At 37.2% G+C, this 19,402-nt stretch carries 20 protein-coding genes and 1 other annotated feature; of the genes, 6 read left to right on the top strand and 14 right to left on the bottom strand.

The features are described 5' to 3' along the window. Positions 1 to 30: 30 nt before the first annotated feature. The 7 genes from hisD to IGJ55_RS03935 all read right to left on the bottom strand — a co-directional run bounded on the left by hisD (position 31) and on the right by IGJ55_RS03935 (position 5,786). Positions 31 to 1,311, bottom strand: coding sequence for a histidinol dehydrogenase (gene hisD / locus IGJ55_RS03965; protein WP_207121674.1), 1,281 nt, complete (start codon positions 1,309 to 1,311; stop codon positions 31 to 33). Beyond that, positions 1,308 to 1,949, bottom strand: a complete 642-nt coding sequence (gene hisG, locus IGJ55_RS03960) for an ATP phosphoribosyltransferase (RefSeq protein WP_207121673.1) — start codon at positions 1,947 to 1,949, stop codon at positions 1,308 to 1,310. Before hisG ends, hisD begins: the two co-directional genes overlap by 4 nt. Next, entirely contained in the window at positions 1,946 to 3,136 is a 1,191-nt protein-coding gene (hisZ, locus tag IGJ55_RS03955) for an ATP phosphoribosyltransferase regulatory subunit (protein ID WP_430607363.1), read from the bottom strand. Before hisZ ends, hisG begins: the two co-directional genes overlap by 4 nt. 164 nt (positions 3,137 to 3,300) lie before the next feature. Beyond that, positions 3,301 to 3,569: a binding site (T-box leader), on the bottom strand. 360 nt (positions 3,570 to 3,929) lie between these two features. Beyond that, positions 3,930 to 4,364, bottom strand: a complete 435-nt coding sequence (locus IGJ55_RS03950; RefSeq protein ID WP_430608124.1) for a GyrI-like domain-containing protein — start codon at positions 4,362 to 4,364, stop codon at positions 3,930 to 3,932. Positions 4,365 to 4,505: 141 nt separating this feature from the next. Next, a complete protein-coding gene (locus tag IGJ55_RS03945; RefSeq protein ID WP_430607360.1) occupies positions 4,506 to 4,775 on the bottom strand; it encodes a GyrI-like domain-containing protein in 270 nt (89 codons plus the stop codon). A gap of 61 nt (positions 4,776 to 4,836) precedes the next feature. Beyond that, positions 4,837 to 5,505: a DUF4947 domain-containing protein gene (locus IGJ55_RS03940; RefSeq protein ID WP_069640476.1), complete on the bottom strand. Its 669-nt coding sequence runs from the start codon at positions 5,503 to 5,505 to the stop codon at positions 4,837 to 4,839. Between the two features lie 131 nt (positions 5,506 to 5,636). After that, the gene (locus tag IGJ55_RS03935; protein WP_207121670.1) at positions 5,637 to 5,786 is read right to left on the bottom strand and encodes a hypothetical protein; all 150 of its coding nucleotides are present in this window, start codon (positions 5,784 to 5,786) and stop codon (positions 5,637 to 5,639) included. 162 nt (positions 5,787 to 5,948) lie between these two features. Between IGJ55_RS03935 and IGJ55_RS03930 the strand changes: the two genes are divergently transcribed. The 4 genes from IGJ55_RS03930 (at position 5,949) to IGJ55_RS03915 (ending at position 8,424) form a co-directional block, all read left to right on the top strand. Further along, entirely contained in the window at positions 5,949 to 6,692 is a 744-nt protein-coding gene (locus IGJ55_RS03930; protein WP_069640475.1) for a TraX family protein, read from the top strand. 128 nt (positions 6,693 to 6,820) lie between these two features. After that, the gene (locus tag IGJ55_RS03925; RefSeq protein ID WP_430607358.1) at positions 6,821 to 7,258 is read left to right on the top strand and encodes a hypothetical protein; all 438 of its coding nucleotides are present in this window, start codon (positions 6,821 to 6,823) and stop codon (positions 7,256 to 7,258) included. A gap of 2 nt (positions 7,259 to 7,260) precedes the next feature. Further along, the gene (locus IGJ55_RS03920) at positions 7,261 to 7,473 is read left to right on the top strand and encodes a helix-turn-helix transcriptional regulator (RefSeq protein WP_069640473.1); all 213 of its coding nucleotides are present in this window, start codon (positions 7,261 to 7,263) and stop codon (positions 7,471 to 7,473) included. Between the two features lie 33 nt (positions 7,474 to 7,506). After that, positions 7,507 to 8,424, top strand: a complete 918-nt coding sequence (locus IGJ55_RS03915) for an NAD(P)-dependent alcohol dehydrogenase (RefSeq protein ID WP_207121667.1) — start codon at positions 7,507 to 7,509, stop codon at positions 8,422 to 8,424. A 47-nt stretch (positions 8,425 to 8,471) separates the two neighbouring features. Here the strand turns inward: IGJ55_RS03915 and IGJ55_RS03910 are convergent, their stop codons facing one another. From IGJ55_RS03910 to IGJ55_RS03890, 5 genes are all read right to left on the bottom strand, one after another. After that, positions 8,472 to 8,834 carry an MmcQ/YjbR family DNA-binding protein gene (locus IGJ55_RS03910; RefSeq protein WP_207121666.1) on the bottom strand — a complete coding sequence of 121 codons (363 nt, stop codon included), beginning with the start codon at positions 8,832 to 8,834 and terminating at the stop codon, positions 8,472 to 8,474. A 4-nt stretch (positions 8,835 to 8,838) separates the two neighbouring features. Beyond that, positions 8,839 to 9,222: a VOC family protein gene (locus IGJ55_RS03905; protein ID WP_207121665.1), complete on the bottom strand. Its 384-nt coding sequence runs from the start codon at positions 9,220 to 9,222 to the stop codon at positions 8,839 to 8,841. A 41-nt stretch (positions 9,223 to 9,263) separates the two neighbouring features. Next, the gene (locus IGJ55_RS03900) at positions 9,264 to 10,061 is read right to left on the bottom strand and encodes an AraC family transcriptional regulator (RefSeq protein ID WP_207121664.1); all 798 of its coding nucleotides are present in this window, start codon (positions 10,059 to 10,061) and stop codon (positions 9,264 to 9,266) included. A 27-nt stretch (positions 10,062 to 10,088) separates the two neighbouring features. Beyond that, the gene (gene glpK, locus IGJ55_RS03895) at positions 10,089 to 11,594 is read right to left on the bottom strand and encodes a glycerol kinase GlpK (protein WP_207121663.1); all 1,506 of its coding nucleotides are present in this window, start codon (positions 11,592 to 11,594) and stop codon (positions 10,089 to 10,091) included. A 133-nt stretch (positions 11,595 to 11,727) separates the two neighbouring features. Continuing rightward, a complete protein-coding gene (locus IGJ55_RS03890) occupies positions 11,728 to 12,114 on the bottom strand; it encodes a hypothetical protein (protein ID WP_069640467.1) in 387 nt (128 codons plus the stop codon). A 346-nt stretch (positions 12,115 to 12,460) separates the two neighbouring features. Here IGJ55_RS03890 and IGJ55_RS03885 point away from each other — a divergent pair, with 346 nt between their 5' ends. Both IGJ55_RS03885 and zwf read left to right on the top strand, forming a co-directional pair. Continuing rightward, positions 12,461 to 13,108, top strand: coding sequence for a metal-dependent transcriptional regulator (locus tag IGJ55_RS03885; RefSeq protein ID WP_207121662.1), 648 nt, complete (start codon positions 12,461 to 12,463; stop codon positions 13,106 to 13,108). Positions 13,109 to 13,125: 17 nt separating this feature from the next. Then, positions 13,126 to 14,646 carry a glucose-6-phosphate dehydrogenase gene (gene zwf / locus IGJ55_RS03880; RefSeq protein ID WP_430607355.1) on the top strand — a complete coding sequence of 507 codons (1,521 nt, stop codon included), beginning with the start codon at positions 13,126 to 13,128 and terminating at the stop codon, positions 14,644 to 14,646. 83 nt (positions 14,647 to 14,729) lie between these two features. Here the strand turns inward: zwf and IGJ55_RS03875 are convergent. Both IGJ55_RS03875 and ileS read right to left on the bottom strand, forming a co-directional pair. After that, positions 14,730 to 16,099, bottom strand: a protein-coding gene (locus IGJ55_RS03875) for an IS3 family transposase (RefSeq protein ID WP_430607272.1) whose coding sequence is annotated in 2 segments (ribosomal slippage) — positions 14,730 to 15,559 and positions 15,559 to 16,099 — 1,371 coding nt in all. Because the reading frame shifts where the segments join, the coding sequence is not laid out codon by codon here. Positions 16,100 to 16,249: 150 nt separating this feature from the next. Beyond that, positions 16,250 to 19,039 (bottom strand): isoleucine--tRNA ligase, encoded by a 2,790-nt coding sequence (gene ileS, locus IGJ55_RS03870; RefSeq protein WP_430607354.1) that lies wholly within the window; start codon positions 19,037 to 19,039, stop codon positions 16,250 to 16,252. Between the last annotated feature and the right edge of the window lie 363 nt (positions 19,040 to 19,402).

Here is a 19,402-nt window from a genome sequence, read left to right as displayed (position 1 = left end):
GACATTAGTCCGTTCTGCTAGAAAATAGCATCAGTTGAAGCGACACTCGACCGCACGAGCATGTGCTTCTAAGCCCTCTTTTCTTGCTAAAATTGTAATTGCATCCTTTGCATCGGCTAAAGCTTCTTTTGTATAATAAGTGACTTGACTATACTTCACAAAGTCGTAAACGCCCAGCGGTGAATAAAATTTTGCAGTGCCGCTTGTTGGCAAGACATGATTGGTTCCTGAAAAGTAATCGCCTACGGGTTCTGAGGCATATTCTCCTAGAAAAATCGATCCAGCATTTTTTATTTCATGTAAATAGCTGATTGGGTCAGTCAGTTGGACTTCTAAATGTTCTGGAGCAATTTCATTCATGATCGTAAACATTTCTTCAACAGTTGCTACGACGATGATACGACCATGATTTTGAATCGCTTGTTCTGCGATTTGCTTACGAGGCAAGGTCGCTAGTTGTCTTATGATTTCTTTTTCTACTTGGGTTGCAAGGTTCGGAGAATTCGTTATGAGTATCGCTCTAGCAAGCGTATCATGTTCTGCTTGAGACAATAAATCTGCTGCAATATAAACTGGATTGGCTGTTTCATCTGCTAAAATCCCAATTTCAGAAGGACCTGCAATCATATCGATTCCTACTGTACCAAATACTTGTTTTTTAGCGGTCGCTACATAAATATTCCCTGGTCCTACGATTTTATCGACTTTTGGCACTGTTTCAGTTCCATATGCAAGCGCCGCTATTCCTTGAGCACCGCCAACTTGGAAAATTTTATCTACTCCAGCTACTTTTGCTGCTGCTAAAATCACGTCAGGAATGCCCTCATCCGAAGGAGGCGTGACCATGATGATTTCTTTGACACCAGCAATTTTTGCAGGTAAAACATTCATAAGTACAGAAGAAGGATACGCAGCCGTTCCACCAGGCACATAAACCCCTACACGTGCTAAGGGTAAGACTAGTTGTCCCCGTAAAACACCCTTTTTTTCTGTGTCCATAAAGTCATGTTGTTTTTGTTTTTGATGATAACTGACAATATTTTCTTTGGCCGCTTCTAAAGCTTTAATCACTTCTATTTCTACTCGTTGATAAGCCAAATCGATCGTCTCTTTTGAGATGGACAAATCCTGCAACGTGACTTGATCGAATTTTTTAGAATAAGCCTTTAACGCTTGATCACCGTTTTGGATGACTGCTTGGATGATTTGACGAACTTGCTCCTCAACTTTTTGATTGTCCACTTGCGTCAGTTTTGCCTCTTCGTTTAATGCTGTTAAAATCTCTTCCGTGTTTCCAGTCAGCCATTTCATCTCGTTTTTCCCCCTTCAATCACACGTTCTAATTCATCAAACAACTGAAATATAGCTTGACGTTTACGTTTGAGCATTGCTTTATTGACAATTACTCGAGCCGAGATTGGACAAATATCTTCAAAAATTTCCAAACCATTTTCCTTTAGGGTCGTACCTGTTTCAACAATATCAACGATTGCATCTGCCAATCCCAAAACTGGTGCAATTTCCACGGAGCCTTCGATCTTGATGATTTCAACATCCTCCCCTTTTTTACGAAAGTGTTCTGAGGCAACTGTTGGGTATTTGGTTGCAATGCGTTTTCTTTTATAGTCATCTGGTCGATATTGTTTGGTAGAAGCGACTGAGAATTTGCAGACCCCGATTTTCAAATCCAGCATTTCATAATAGCCAAAAGGATGCTCGATCAGCACATCTTTCCCAACGATTCCTAGATCCGCTACACCATGGCGTACATAAGTCGTTACGTCAGCTGCTTTTACTAAAAGAAATTTAAAGCGTTGATCGGGACTAGTGAAAATCAATTTGCGCTGTTTGTCTTGCATAAAGGAGACATCAATTCCTGCTTGTTCAAATAAAGTTAATGTTTGCTTTTCCAAACGTCCTTTTGTCAATGCAATGGTCAATGGTATCAATTTCGCTCACCCACCTTTATTACCTGTATTTTATCTTCTGTTATTTCAATAATTTGCTGATACTGCCACTTTCTGCCATAGTCTAGTGCTTCTTCCAATGTTTCGAACAATGATAATTGATAATCATGATGCTCCTTCACTAGTGCTTCTGCCTGTGCCAGTTGCGTTATACTACTGTGAACTAATGTCGTTGGCTGATCTAAAGTAGCAAGATTATTGAGTTGGTATTGCAATGCAACCAAAGTATCTAAATTAATTCCTAGCCCCACAGCTGGAATCACAGGATGTTCAAATTGTTCCGCCAAATGATCGTAGCGGCCCCCTCTTAAAAAAATATCCGGTACTAAATCAGCATAGCCGCTAAACAAAACGCCTGTGTAATAATCCATCAATGTCACTAAGCCTAAATCGACAGTGAGCGAGATTTTTTGATGATAGCTGTTAATAATGTCCATTAACGTTTCGATTTCATCGATTACGTTGATGATCGTTGACTCGACCGGCAACAGTGCCTTAGCAATCGGCAGCACCTCTTGTGCTTCACCAAATAGTCGCGGAATTGCACAAATAAATGCATCTAATTCACTAGGATAACGTTCAACAAATTGCTTGAGATCGGTTAAGCTTTTATTACTAAAATGGTTTTGAAGTTCTGTTTTTGCGGCTTCATCTAATCCCAGTTTCATTACGATCAAGCGGAAAATTTGTGCATGGCCTAATTCAAAATGAAAATTGGGTATTTTTAAGGCTTCTAGAATTTCAATAGCGCAGGTAATACATTCAATTTCTGCTTTTAAAGAAGAATAGCCGATCAATTCAATTCCGGCTTGTGTCAATTCATTTTGCTCGCCCAACATATCATCATTTGAGCGAAAAACTTTGCCACTATACGCTAATTTAAGAGGAGGCTGAATACCTGTTGTGGCAATGACACGACCAATTGGCATCGTCATATCCGGTCGTAAAACAAGTAAGCGTCCTTGCTTATCAAAAAAACGGTAAAATTCTTTTTCATTTTTTTCTTCACTGTAAAAGACATCTTCAAATTCGATCACTGGTGTATCGATTCGTTGGTACCCTCTTTTTTTCACAATATCATTGACTTGTTTTTCTAATTGATATGCCCCATTTGCTTCTCGGAATAGCTTATCTTTTGTTCCTGATGGTAAACTGCGATTCCATTTCATATGAATTCCTCCTAAACTTAAAAGTGCAGCGCGCTCGTTCAGCTCTAACTGAAAAGCAGGAAAAATCGATTGTGGTGTTTTTTTACCACAAACTATTTTTATCTTTTTCCTAAAGAGCTAGCTTGCGAAGCTAGATAAAAAAATCGTCCCCTTGGCAAATAAGCCAAGAGGACGAGAAACTTTTCACGTGGTCCCACCTCAGATTCGCTTTTACTTCACAGTAAAAGCCTCTGTTAGTTAGATAAACTAAGGAGTGATAACGGACTCTCCGATTTTTCCTACTCATTTAGAAAACAATTTTTGTTTAACCAAATGTTGTATTTCAGAAAAACAACTTACAGGCGTGTTCGATGAGTGTTCGTTATTTCCTTGCAGCAAACGGAAACTCTCTAAAACGAAGCAATTCATCTACTATTCTGATCATCGTTCTTTCATTTTTTTCTCATATATTTTTAAACAATTTATCACGAAAAGCAAATATAGTCAATAGTTTTTGAAAAATTCACATTAAACACTGGAGAAATTTTTTTCTATTTAAAATCGTGTGTACTTTAATTATTCATGAAAAAGGAGGCAGATTATGCTACCAGAACAATTGATTTTGTTCTAAAAAGATATCGAAAAAAACTGAATAACTCCATTAGCTAAAGCAATCGGGAAATCTTAGAATTCATTATCCACAAGCAAAGATAAATTGAAGCAATTTTTGATTAAGGGGTATTTAAACAAATAGCGTTAAGTTATAGAGACGCACTCCAAAAGCATGACTGCGTAGCTTCATCTCAAGCTCCATTTAATTAATCGGCACACAAAATTCGCAATAACCTGCCTCAATTTGATTTACAGCATATCTTTCTAAAATAGAACGTTTGAAATCAATCGTAATAGAATGTTTCTTTTGAAAATCAGGTTTCATCAACGCCATCCAAAATTCTTGAACTGCTTCGTCAGTATGGTTTACCTTAAAAATCGCATATTTTCCATTTTTAAGTATCGTCTCCTCCATGCCTTCGATGTTGTTTTGTTCTACTGATACAACCACACAAACATCATAGATACACTTCTCTTTCGGTGTATTTGGTTCACTCCAAGCGATCCCATAGATAATTGTCTCTTCATCAAACAAATTCTCTGCTTTTACTCGTTCTTTAAAGGTTGTCATCAATTCTTTGTTGGCTTTTCCATAGCCTCCGATTCGTCTTAAATAAAAAATTCGTTGGCTGGGTATGTTCTCAAATATAGAGTAATGCCTATTAAAATGATTTTCAAGACTTATTTTAAAACTTTTTTAAAGCCATGAATACAAATTAAAAATAGCAGACCAACAGAATAATTATCTGTTGACCTGCTATTAACGCTCACTATCTCTTTAAAGTGCTACTGGGAAATAGACTTCAACAATATTTTTGTCTGATTCTGTGGTGTTAGGATCAGTTTGATAGATTTCAAAAGGTGCACCGTTCATCTTATATCCTTGTTCCTCGATCCACTTCAAAATTTTACTATATACTGAAGCCAGTTCGGTGTATGGTCCAGTGTATGTGGATGTGGCACATAAGCTTTTTGGAAAAACTCTTGTTTGTTCATTTTTTTCAGCAATCGGACAGGTAAGTCGACTTCCCAATTTTCGTAAGGTCATTCTCTACAAAAAGCTGAAATATAACTCTACAAGTCACATCTCAACCTCTCCATTAGCCAAATTAAATCGTTTCTATTTTTCCGTTAAAATCAATATAGTCGGTCATCGGTGTAATAAACTTAACGCTATCTTCTGATAAGTAAACATTGGGTTTGCCTTGGTCTTCGTAAACTAGTAATTCTAATTTCATGCTCATAGAAGCCGCTAGTGATAAATCTTTTGTCGCAAACATAAACGCTTTCGCTTGCTCTTCACTTAATTTACCAAGATCATATTGTGCTTTGATCAATTGCCATTCGCTATCTTCTAGTCTGTCACGGATTGTAGCAGAATCAGTAATGATCTGACTTGGTTCGCCTAGCATACTGATTACTTGTTCTTTATTGTATTGCGAATAGTCTGGAACAAAAGCAGAGATATTACCATCACCTGATGACTGATAGCTTACTTCCTCATCATCATCCTCTGGATTAGGTGTAAAAAGATGCCCATTTACCTCAGTCTTTTTCGTTTCTTTTTTCGGACTGCTTTCAGTTGTGGCTGCTTTTTTTGTTTCACTTTTTTTTGTGCTTGTAGAAGTTTCAGTTTCTTTTGTTGTACTTTCAGCGAGAACACTAGAAGTACTTGTCTCTTTTGTTGTTTTATTCGTTTTGGAACTTGCCTCTTCTTTCGCAGTGCAACCGCTCATTAATACTAGAAATACCCCACAAAACACTATTGTTTTTTTCATTTTACTCTCCTTTGTTTTATATTCGTCAACCCTTAATCAAGCTTATCATAACTCTAAAGTAAAGAAAATAGATTGAAGAAGATAATCGTTTTAAATAGAATTGCCTAACTAGCAACTCTATTATTACTATATTATTTGTTATGAGAAAACATGATGAATGCGATGCAAAAAGGCATGACTGTGATCGTGTAAAAGAAGGCAATCAAATGAACAACCCCATAAAAATAGATGCCAATACTTTTCAAAATAAATTTATACCTACTATTTAATACAACATCCATTGATGTGTTTATCTCCATCAAAGTGAATCCTACCATTAAATAATCATCTTACCGTTCTCTCTCATTTTTGTAAGGCATTTGTTCGACTTTTCCAACGCCAAAAATGCTTATTTCTTTTATACTATAAAAAGTAATAAAATAACATGTATTTAGGAGAATGAAATGAACGGGAATCAATTAAAACTAATTATGATGAGCTTGATGCTATTAGATCATCTTGTCCCACTTTTACCACTACAATTTGGTGATCCAATCCATATGATCACACGATGTGTTGCTGTATTCTTTGCTTTTATGGCAGTTGAAGGGTTTCATTATACAAGAAACCGAAAAAATTATCTGCTTCGTCTTTATGTCTGGGCTGCAATCATGTTTGTAGGGAATACATTGATCAACACACTGATCATCAAAGACCCAATGTATTATTCTTACAACAATATCTTTCTAACGTTAGCAATCGGCGTGAGCATTTTAACATTGATTGATTTTGCAAAACACACAAAAAAACCAGTCTCTAAAATTTCCTTAAGTGTCTTAGCCATCATTTTAACGGTAGCAACTGTTTTAGGACTGATTCCTGCTGAGGGAGGTATCGTTGTTATTCCATTTATGTTGCTTAGTTATTTCTTCCGAGATACCCCTAGAAAAAGAGATATATCTTATCTTGTTTTAGCAATTCCATTGGTTATACTACCGTTATTAGGCTTACCAGATTACTCTTTTAACACAATCAGAATGATGCTTGAAGGAAATCCTGATTTTCTATTTATTTTAGTGATTCCTTTTATTCATCTGTATAATGGGAAAAAAGGCAGCGATAATCCAGGCTTTAAATACTTATTTTATGTATTTTATCCAGCACATTTATGGATCATTACCTTGGTTAATTGGTATTTGAATCACTAGAATTAGATAGAAAAAAAAGACCCGTGTCAAAATACTTTGACACAGGTCTTTTTTCATGATAATCTATGTATAAATGTTTTTACAACTTGAATAAACGTTTATACACAAAACTATTTAGGAGGATTCTTATGATTTATCAATCAAAAAAGGCGTTGGTTTTGTTGGTTTCAAATGTGGTTATTTTCTTTTATTTATATTTAGGTCACTTAAATAAATTGCAATTAAATCAAGCTGACGTTCTTTCATTATGGGGCGGGTTCTTTTTAACACTATTGTTCGTTTTAGTCATCTCTAATATCGTTGTATTGATTATTTTTAATCTACTCAATAACATGTTCAGCAAAAATAAGGCTCCAACTATTTCAGATGAGCGGGATCGTTTGATCGAGCTCAGAGCTGTTCGAAATTTTTGTTTTCTATTGGCTTTTGGTTTCTTTTTAGCAATGGGTGCATTAGCCATCCATCAACCTATTTCTACAATGTTTACAATTTTGGCTTTCACTGTGTTCGTCTCCGATGTTATTTCTTACGTTTCTTACATTTTTTATTATGAAAGAGGGTATTAAATATGGGAAAGTCATTAATTAGCAATACGATTCGGAAACAGCGCTTTATGCATGGCGAAATGACCCAACAAGCTTTGGCTGATGCTGTAGGTGTTACAAGACAAACGATTATTTCATTGGAACAAGAAAAATATTCTCCATCCTTGGAACTAGCATTTAAGATTGCTAAAGTATTTGATCAACCATTAGAAGTAGTATTTTCTTACAAAGGATAGTAACCGAAATTTTAGGAGATGAGGAAAAAGGATATGAAAGCCATCATCTGTACAGGCTATGGAGTACCAGATGTTCTTATGTTACAAGAGATCGAAAAACCTACGCCGAAAAGCAACCAAATTCTTATAAAGATCCATGCAACAACAGTGACATCTGGCGACTGTGTTGTTAGAGGAGCAAAAAGATATAGTCCGATCATGAAAATCATGTTTGGCTTTAAGCGACCTAGACAACCCATTTTAGGCACTGAGTTTTCAGGTATTATTGAAGAAGTTGGTGAAAATAGCACAAAATTCAAGGTGGGAGATGCTGTATTTGCCTTAACTGGAATGAAGTTTGGTGGTTATGCAGAATATATCTGTTTGTCCGAAAACGCTGTAGTTTCGTTAGCTCCTAGAAATGCTACTTTTGAAGAAACTGCTACATTGGCTTTTGGCGGAACAACAGCTCTTCATTTTTTAAGAAAAGCTAGTCTTGCACCCAATCAAAAAGTCTTGATTTACGGCGCTTCTGGCTCCGTCGGTGCAGCAGCTGTACAGCTTGCTACCTACTTTGGCGCAGATGTTACTGGAATTTGCAGCACTCAAAATCTTGAATTTGTTCACTCACTTGGTGCCAATGCTACTATTGACTACACAACCGAAGAATTTAACACACTAGATAAAACATATGATATTGTCTTTGATGCTGTTGGAAAGCTAAACAAATCAAAGAGAAAACAGCTTACAAGTAAAAATGGGAAATTCGTTTCCGTATCCAAAGGAATGGTCAAAGGGCTTGTAGAAGATTTGTATCTTCTTAAAGAGCTAGTTGAAAAAGAACGATTCAAAGCAACGATCGATAGAACCTACTCATTAGCAAATGCAGCGCAAGCGCATGAATATGTGGAAACTGGTCGAAAAAAAGGCAATGTAGCATTAACTGTGACCAATAATTACACTTTACCATAGATAAAAACGACAAAGACCGCGGTTGCCTTTGTCGTTTTTATCTTCACTTATTCATACTTTGCTTGCACTTTCTTAGTCAATTTCCCAAAAACTAATGTATAGGATTTTCTCAAAAACACCGCCAACTGTTCATCTGTAAATGATGACTTTTCCAGTAAAAACGAATTCCAATGGGTCTTGTTCGCATAGTATCCAGGAATCACATCGGAGTATTGCTCACGTAGCAATTCATTTTCCTCAGGATCACCTTTAACTGTCATCACCCAGTCACCTGTTTTATTGGTTCCAAGCATGCAAAAGCATTTTTTCTCGATCCCAAAATAATCGCAATCCCAGTCTTCTCGGTAATTGACCGTTGCACCGGGCCATTTTTTTGCTTCTTCTTTTAAATAGTGAATGGTCTCTTTCATCTTTTTATACCTTCTGCTCATTACAAAATAGACTGAGTAGATTACCATCTGGATCTTTTATGATCGCATAATATTGTCCCCAAAACGCCTGCCAAGGTTCACGAAAAATCTCATAACCAAAGTTTTTCATTTCCTCACACCGCTGATCGATTTCGGCTGGATCATCACAAAGAAAAGCTAATTCGATTTTATCTCCGTCACTTTTTGGTGGGTAACCATAAATTCCTTCAATCATTTTTTTTGTATTTAGTGAAATTCTTATCTCTGCCTGATTCAGCTCTACATAATCAGCCTGTTTTTCTCCTATTGCTTCAAAACCTAAGCGTTCATAAAATAGAATTGCTTGCGCCATTGATTCTACAATGATTCCGACCATATCTAAACGCATCTTGATGCCCTCCATTCTTTTCTTCTATTATAATCAGTCGCTTAATACTTGTCTTGTAAAATTCCGACATATTGCTTTATTTGACTAGGCGTTAAACCCGTCATTTTTTTCATTTTTCGCGTGTAGTGCGCCTGATCAAAAAAATGGTACTTTTCCACAAGATCCAGTTGCTTGATCTGAGGATCGATCAATAACTCTTGGTAAACTTTTTGAAAACGCAGTACGTCAAAGGCTTCATAAGGTGACAAGCCAGTTTCTTCTCTAAACAAGCGCTGTAAACTTCTCTCAGAAATCAGATTATTTATTCCCTCTTTTCGATAGTCTATCGTCTCATAATGACTCGTGATAAATTCTCGAACTGGCTGAGAAATCTTTTTTGTTTCCAAACGATTGAAACGCTTCAGGAAATAAAAATCGACACTTTTAATTATCGCAGCAAACGATTTTTTCCCAGAAAGTACGTCAGCTAAATCATTAGCAAATACCTTATCAATAAAATTTAATGCTAAAAGCTGATTTTTCATTTCCTTGAAAGAGTGATTGAAAAAAGGATACAGACCACCTAAATAAAATCGGATCCCTAGATATATAACTGGTTGTTCTACAATTGAATAAAAGAAGTTCGTGCTTGGACCGCAAAGCTCAATGGATAAAATATCCAACTCAGGGCTTAATTGAACAATCAAATCTGAACATAAATCTGGGATGATCCTAGCTGGTTCCTCGGTACGATCACCATGGCTAAACCAGTAAGATTGAATGTAAGCGTTCAGACGATTATCAGGTTTGATTTCTTGGTACGTACTGGTCAAGCCTTGCCAAACTTCTGGTTGATACATTGATTCGCCTCCTTTATATCGTCAGATTCATTCTTTCTTTTTATAAGCCATCGTTGCATGAACTGCTTGACGCCAACCATCATATAGATCATTGCGTTTTTCTTCTGTGATTTCCGCTTCAAATCGTTTGCCGGTCTGTACAAATGATTTGATTTCAGCTAAGTCTTGCCAAAAACCTACCGCTAACCCTGCTAAATAAGCTACACCTAAGGCCGTTGTTTCAGAAAAATCAGCCGCTTCCACTGGTTTATCAATGATATCTGCTTGAAATTGCATCAACAAGTCATTCTTTGAGGCACCGCCATCAGCTCTTAATAATTTGATCTCAATATTTGAATCATTTTCCATTGTTTTGATCACATCCGCACTCTGATAAGCAATCGATTCTAATGTGGCACGAATCAGATGCTCCTTTGTTGTTCCTCTAGTCAACCCAAAGATTGCGCCTTGTGCTTCTTGGTCCCAATAAGGTGCTCCTAAACCAGTAAATGCTGGAACGACATACACGCCATCAGAATCCGTGACTTGCTCTGCTAAGGCTTGCGATTCATTCGCCTTTTCAATCAGTTTTAGCCCATCACGCAACCACTGTACAGCAGAACCTGCAACAAAAATGCTTCCTTCTAATGCATACGTCACTTTTCCATTGAGTCCATAACCGATCGTCGTCAGTAAACCACTGGTAGATAGAATCGCTGTTTCACCAGTATTCATCACAATAAACGCACCAGTTCCATAGGTATTCTTGACCATTCCTTTTTCAAAAGCCGCTTGACCGAATAAAGCCGCCTGCTGGTCACCTGCCATGGCAGCGATCGGAATATTTTCTCCATAAAAATGATAATCTTCTGTATAGCCATACACTTCTGCATTAGAGCAGACTGCTGGCAACATTATTCGAGGAATATCCAAGATATCCAAAATCTCCTGATCCCAATCTAAGGTATGGATATTAAACAGCATCGTACGACTAGCATTGGTATAATCTGTTTTATGGACTTTCCCTCCTGTTAATTTCCACAAAACCCAAGTATCGATTGTGCCAAAAAGCAATTGACCATTTCGTGCCTGTTCTTTCGCTCCTGCAACATTATCCAGCAGCCATTTTACCTTAGTTGCTGAAAAATAAGAATCCACGATCAATCCTGTCTGTTGTTGAATAAAGGTTTGATGTCCATTAGCTTTTAGTTCATCAGCAATCTCATTTGTCTGCTTTGATTGCCAGACAATCGCCCGATGAATCGGTTCTCCCGTTTCCTTATCCCAAACAACTGTTGTTTCACGCTGATTCGTAATCCCAATCGCTTTGATTTGAACAGGTTTTAACTTAGACTCAATCAATACGTCTGCAATCACAGATTGAACCGAGTTCCAGATTTCATTTGCATCATGTTCTACCCAGCCAGGATTTGGAAAATATTGCGTCAGTTCCTTTTGTGCTTTCGCTATTTCTTGTCCTTGATGATTAAAAATAATCGCTCTTGAACTTGTCGTTCCTTGATCAATCGATAAGATATATTTATTTTTTAACATGCCTCGTTCGCTCCCCAAAAATGATACTTTCATTATAAAACATAATTCAATCAAAAGTCCTGTTCTAGCACAAATAAAAAAACATGCTAAGATTTTTAGACTCTCAGCATGTTTTTCTATTTTGTTTAAGCATTTAGTTTTTTGAAGCACTTCTTAATTCTGATAAGTATAAATTCGTTGTATCAGCATATATAACTTTACTTAATATAATTAATCTAAAGATCAAAGATACAAATGATCTTAAATCAAAATCGAACAACAGAAAAACAATATTGATGACCGAAATAACCATTAAAACTTTTGTTAAATAATAGCCCCAAATACTTCCTCTGATCAGCAATACTCCAACAACAATTGAAAAGACTACACTGAGCAAACTTAGCCACATTAACACGCCCAATACAGCAAAGGTATAACCAATACCTATTTCAACAATTAATTTTAGTAGACCAAATAAACCAATCAACGGAATGATCACTAAAAACCAACCTAGTCCCTTCCAAATCCCCGGTACTTTCATTTTACTCCCCCTTTACATTTCAGTTACTTTGTTAGTTTAACCATTCCTAAAAGAATAATCAATAGTTATTTTACTCATAAAAAGATATTGAGAATTTTTCTGTCTAAAACTGATTTCTCATCATTTTTTAACAATTCATTTTCATTAGATACTAAAATGCACTAAGCATTTGAGCTTTCATTCCATTATCCCTAAAGAAAACGTTATCAATACGATGTTTGTTTATCCTGTTCGTCTATAAATAGCAGGACAAAGATTTTTTTGAAGATTAACATATTATTAAATGGTCAAAAAAACAATTTTCTGATAAACTTATCCTGATGGCTTCTTTGAAAGGATGAACTATATGACCCCGAATCGCGAAGACTACTTAAAACTGATATTTGAATTAGGTGGCGATGAAAATAAAATCAACAATAAACAAATCGTTTCTGGCTTAGACGTTTCAGCCGCTTCTGTCAGTGAAATGATTTCAAAGTTAGTAAAAGAAAAACTGGTTGAACATTCACCTTATCAAGGTGTTCAACTTACTGAACTAGGCTTAAAAAAAGCCAGTACGCTGATTCGTAAACATCGTTTATGGGAAGTATTTTTAGTTGAACATCTAAATTATTCTTGGAATGAAGTACATGATGATGCAGAGGTGCTGGAACATGTTACGTCTCAGACGTTGGCGAATCGTTTATCTGCATATTTGAATCAGCCTAAATTTTGTCCTCATGGCGGGGTCATCCCGGGAGATGATCAACCTGTTCACGAAGAAAAACGACAAACTTTAATAGATTATCCTGTTGGAACGACCATACGGATTGCTCGAGTATTGGATGAAAAAGAGTTATTAGACTATCTAGTCTCGATCGATTTACAAATTCATGAGGAATACACGATTGATGCAATTGCAGCCTATGAAGGTCCAATCAGCATAAGCAATACTAAAAAAGAATTAGCGATCAGCTATAAAGCGGCAAGTACGATTTTTGTTGATCAACTATAAGAAAGTGGGGACATAAAATGAACGAAAAAATAGCGCTATTTACTATATTTGGCGGCACTGGCGATTTAGCAAAAAGAAAACTGTATCCTTCTTTATTCCGTTTATATCGCAAAGGAAACTTAGTTGATCACTTTGCTGTTATCGGAACAGCAAGAAGAGAATGGTCAGATGATCACTATCGTGAAATCGTACGCGAGACAATTAAAGACTTGAATCCAACAAAGGAAGAAGCAGAAGCTTTTTCAAGTCACTTCTACTACCAAGCTCATAACGTGAATGATTCTGACCATTACGATACTCTAAAAAAATTATCCGACACCTTAAATGAACAATATGAGTTAGGTGGTAATCATATCTACTACTTAGCGATGGCGCCACAATTTTTCGGCACGATCGTCCAACACTTAAAATCACAAGCGATTTTAACTGATAATGGCTTTGATCGTTTAGTGATCGAAAAACCATTTGGCTCTGATTATGCTTCAGCTTATCAATTAAATGAAGAAATTCGAGCAGTCTTTCCTGAAAAAGATATATTTAGAATCGATCATTATTTAGGAAAAGAAATGATCCAAAATATTTCAGCGATCCGCTTTGCAAATAACATTTTTGAATCACAATGGAATAATCGTTACATCGATAATGTTCAGATCACGTTTGCAGAAAGTCTCGGTGTTGAAGACCGTGGTGGTTATTATGACCATAGTGGGGCCTTAAAAGACATGGTTCAAAATCATATCCTGCAAGTCGTTGCTTTACTTGCAATGGAGCCTCCTGTTGCCTTTTCAGAAGCTGAAATTCGTGCTGAAAAAGTCAAAGCTTTACAAGCGATTCGTCTGTATTCAGAAAAAGAAGCCCTAGAAAACTTTATTCGAGGGCAATATGGTCAAGGAGAACTTGATGACCAAAAATTTGTTGCCTATCGTAAAGAACCAAATGTTGCGGAAGATTCTCAGACTGAGACATTTGTTGCTGGTAAATTCCTGATTGATAATTTCCGTTGGTCTGGGGTTCCATTTTACATCCGTACAGGAAAACGTCTGACCGAAAAAGGGACACGAATCAATATTGTTTTCAAACAAGTCCCAGTCAATGTCTTCAAAGATGATATCGATAAATGTGGAGAGAAAACCGATCTACCACCGAACGTCTTAACCATTTACATCCAACCAACAGAAGGCTTCTCAATGACATTGAATGGCAAAGAAATCGGGCAAGGATTTACTACAACGCCTGTAAAATTAGATTATCGACACAGCGCTGAAACGACAGGAAATAGCCCTGAAGCGTATGAAAAACTTTTATTAGATAGTTTGAATGGTGATGGTACAAACTTCTCTCATTGGGATGAGGTTGCGCAATCTTGGCGCATTGTGGATATCATTCGTCAAGCTTGGGATAAAACATCTGTTGATTTCCCAAATTATGCAGCGGGTTCCATGGGACCTGATACTGCATTTGATTTATTGAAACAAGATGGTTTCACTTGGGATTGGGAACCTGATATTTGGTACCGAGAACGTGGAAAATTAGAATAAAAAAAGAGTGTGAATCAAAACGAAAAATGAAGTGAGACCCAATAGTTAGACCATAACCCGACCGAAGAAATTTGGTCGGGTTTTTATGCGGTCATCCGTTTGCGATATTGAACGGGACTGCAGCCGAGCCTTGTTTTGATTCGGTGATGATTATAGTAATTAATCCACTCTTTAATTGCCCTCTTCAACCTTTTAAAGCTTGTATAAATCACACCATAATAAATTTCTTGCTTTAATAGACCAAAGAAGCTTTCCATCGGTGAATTGTCAAGACAATTCCCTTTTCGGGACATGCTCTGGAATATTTTTTTCTCCGCTAAAGGCTTTCTATAACCATTCATCTGGTAAGCCCGACGATAGGGGCAGTCCGCGGTTTGTTCTATGGCTTCTTTTTGAGCATCAAGAACGGCCTTTGCATTTGGTTTTTCTGATATTCGATAGGACAGAATTTCCCCGTTAAACAGATCTAGGAATGGGTCTAAATACAGCTTCTTGATGACAGGTTTTCCGTTCGTATCTTGTTCATAATACTTAAATTCAGAAGTATCAGTTGTAATCTTTTGATGAGGAACCGAGGTAACAAATCGTCTGTGAATCCGATTCTTTGCCACTCGTCCAACAGTCCCTTTGTAGGAATTGTACTTACGTGATTTGCGTGTAAACTTTACGCTCTTCAGCCCAAGCTTACGCATGATTCGACGGATTTTCTTTTGATTTACCTTTACTCCCTGTTCGTTCAGGGCGATTTGAATCCGACGATACCAATAGTTCCCATCGTTTTCTTCGAAGATTTCTTGAATGGTTTCCTCTAGCTTGGCATCTGGATTCCCACGATTCAATCGCTTTTGCCAATACATGTATGTCGCTTTAGGAAATTTTGTCGCTTCAAGAAGAATCGTTAATCGGAACTCCTTTCGGAGTTCGTGGATGATTCGTGCATCTCGTTCTTGAGTCGATCTGGGATATTCATCCCTAAAGCTCGGAGCTTTTTTACGAAGGCCAGTTCTGCACGAAGCAGTTCATTTTCTCGTTCCAGTTCTTGTTCACGCGTTAACGGCCTTTTTGGTATTTGTTTCTTCTTTTTCTTAGTCATTGAAGGCCTTCCTTTCAGTTTCGGTAAGAGACCTTCAATGCCTTCACGCAGAAATAGTTGGTGCCAATGTTGGAGTAGATTTCCAGATGGCAATCCATATTTCAATGCGACATTAAGGTAAGAGTCACCGCTAGTCAAATAATAGTGTATGACATCTTGCTTGAATTGGGAAGAATAAGTTTGTTTATTTTTACGTCGGTTTAAGGCATTAAAGTCCAATTTTTCTACAATCTTTACCCATTTTCTTACTGTTGAATCAGCTGGAATACCGTATCGGCGAGCTAGAGCCACATACCCACCTTCTCCCCTCTGATACGCTTCAACTACTGATTTTTTAAAGTCATAATCATATTTAGCCACTATAAAAAGCCCCCTAAGTTAGATTTTCTGGTCTAACTTAGGGGGCTCACTTCAAAACTCGTTTTGGTTCACACTCTTTATCTGTATAATGATAAGAAAAAAACGGCAATTTGTAGGCGAGACACTTTTTTCCTCAGCCTTTTTTAGTTCTTACTCTTCAAATCCTTCTGCTACAGCTTCTGGATAATTTTCTTCAACGATTGCTGCGCAACGTCCGCATAAATGAGGTAATTTTTCATCCTCCCCAACATCCGTACGTACCGCACGGCAACGGTCACAAGTTTCCCCCGCTGCTTTTTCTACAAGAATCGACATATCATCGAATTTTTCAACATTTTCTGGAACTTCTGCCGTTCTTGAAGCCACCTCAAAATCTGAAACAATCAATAATTGTGCCACATCTGCATCTACAGCTGTTAATAACTCATGGATTTGTTCATTAGGATAGACGGTTACTTTAGCTTCTAATGATTTACCGATCAATTTAGAATTACGTGCTTCTTCTAAAGCTTTCAGTACATTATCTCTAAAGTCCATAAAGGCTGCCCATGTATCTAAAAGCTCTTGTTGGTTGGCAAACTCTTGATAACCTGGGAATTCAGATAATTGTACATAGTCTTCCTCTTCTTTTAGGAAGCTCCAGATTTCCTCAGAAGTATGAGGGATGATCGGTGTTAACAGTTTCGTTAATGCAACAGCTGTTTGATAGAACACCGTCTGCATGCAACGACGTTGATCGTTATCTTCCGCCTCAATGTAGACAACATCTTTCGCAAAATCTAAATAAAATGAAGATAGATCAACTGTTAAGAAGTTCATCACTGAGCGATAGATTTGCATGAAGTTGTATTTTTCGTAGCCTTTTTCACGAATTTCTTGAATTACTTGGTTTAGACGAACGATCATATATTTATCCACAGACCGCAACTCTTGATAGGCTACAGTATGCTCTTTGGGTTCAAAATCACTTGTATTTGCTAATAAAAAGCGCATTGTATTACGGATTTTACGATAAACTTCAGAAACTTGATTCAAGATTTCCATTGAAACACGTACATCTGCTTCGTAATCCACACTACTTACCCACAGGCGTAAAATATCCGCACCCATTTGTTTGATTACTTTATCAGGTAAAATTGTATTCCCTAAAGATTTACTCATCTTACGGCCTTCACCATCTAATGTAAAGCCTTGTGACAAGACTGCTTTATAAGGTGCTACACCATTGATAGCTACACTAGTTGTAATACTTGAATTAAACCAGCCACGGTATTGATCAGAGCCTTCTAGGTACATATCAGCTGGGAAAGTCAGTTCTGGACGTTGACGTAAAACAGCTTCATGTGATGACCCTGAATCAAACCAGACATCCATGATATCTGTTTCTTTTGTAAATTCACCATTTGGCGAACCTGGATGTGTAAAGCCTTTTGGTAATAATTCTTTTGCTTCACGTTTAAACCAAACATTAGATCCATGTTCCGCAAATAAATTGGCAACATGTTCGATTGTTTCCGATGTGATGATTGCCTCTCCATTTTCAGCATAGAAAATCGGCAATGGTACGCCCCACGCGCGTTGACGAGAAATCACCCAGTCACCACGATCACGAATCATATTGTAAAGGCGTGTTTTTCCCCATGGCAGAATCCAATCAACTTTTTCTACTTCATCTAAGATATTTTGGCGGAACTTATCGATCGAGGCAAACCATTGTGGTGTTGCACGATAAATCACCGGTTTTTTTGTACGCCAGTCATGTGGATAACTGTGAGTAAAGAAATCTAATTTTAATAAGGCATCTTTTTCATCAAGTAAAGCTGTGATCATTGGGTTTGCTTTATCATAGAAAACACCTTCAAAGCCAGGTGCTTCATCAGTAAATACTCCTCTGTTATCCACAGGTGATAAAACATCTAGATTATATTTTTTACTTACAATGTAGTCATCTTCACCATGTCCTGGTGCAGTATGAACCAATCCAGTACCAGCTTCTAATGTGACATGATCGCCAAGCATTACTAATGACGTACGATCATAGAACGGATGTTGAGCTGTCATGTACTCCATGTCTTTACCAGAAATCGTTTCAAGAACTTCGACCTCTTCCCAACCAATCGCCTCTTTAACTGTGTTTAGAAGATCTTTCGCTACTACATATTTTTTACCGTAGGCATTTACTACAACATATTGATACGCTGGATTTACTGAAATCCCTAAGTTTGCTGGCAGTGTCCAAGGCGTAGTTGTCCAGATCACAAATGATGTATCTGTATCTAAAATTCCTTTTCCGTCAACCACTTTGAATGCAACATAAATAGAGGCTGATTTAACATCTTTATATTCGATTTCAGCTTCTGCTAAAGAAGACTCACTTGATGGAGACCAGTAAATTGGTTTTAAGCCTTTATAGATGTACCCTTTTTCAGCCATTTTTCCAAATACACGAATTTCAGCTGCTTCATAGGTTGGATCTAGTGTGACATAAGGATGATCCCAATCACCAGCAACCCCCAAACGTTTAAAATCAGCACGTTGAGTGTCGACTTGCGAACGAGCATATTCTTCACATTTTTCACGGTATTCAGCTAAGGTCATTTCCTTTCTTTTGATTCCTTTATTCGTTAAAACTTGTTCAATTGGTAAACCATGAGTATCCCAACCAGGTACATATGGTGAACGGAAGCCTGACATAGATTTTGAACGAATGATGATATCCTTACTAATTTTGTTTAGGGAATGACCTAAATGGATATTTCCATTAGCATATGGCGGTCCATCATGCAAAACAAACGTTGGTTTACCTTCATTTAATTCTTGACGCTTTTCATAGATTTTTTGCTCTTCCCAATCTTTTTGCCATTCTACTTCACGGTTTGGCAAATTCCCACGCATTGGAAAAGCTGTTTTTCCTAATTGTAATGTTTCTTTCATTTTCATTTTTATTTCCTCACTTTCTTTTGTAGCTATTAATACTGTTGTTCGATTTAATAGCGTATAAACCAACCTTTTACAATTTTTGATTGGGTATTTTATTGTCTCGCTTTGATTAATCGTACTTTCATAGTGTGATTCATTAGTACGGATACTTCGCTCTCTTCGTTCGCCAAGTACTGTTCATCATCTACTCTGGCGAAGCCAATCGTAGTCCTTCAATTCTTTGTGCTTTAGCCTTAGAAATTGATGAGATCGAAACCAAGTGTAGTGATGAACAGCAAAAAGTACCTTCATCCCAAGGGACGAAAGTACTCGCGTTACCACCCAAATTTAAAATAATTAAGCCATTCAATTATTTCCTCTGTT

Origin of the sequence: Enterococcus sp. AZ170 (assembly GCF_050545135.1) — a bacterium.
Classification (GTDB): Bacteria; Bacillota; Bacilli; order Lactobacillales; family Enterococcaceae; genus Enterococcus_L; species Enterococcus_L ureilyticus.
This window is presented reverse-complemented; position numbering and strand designations above follow the sequence as displayed.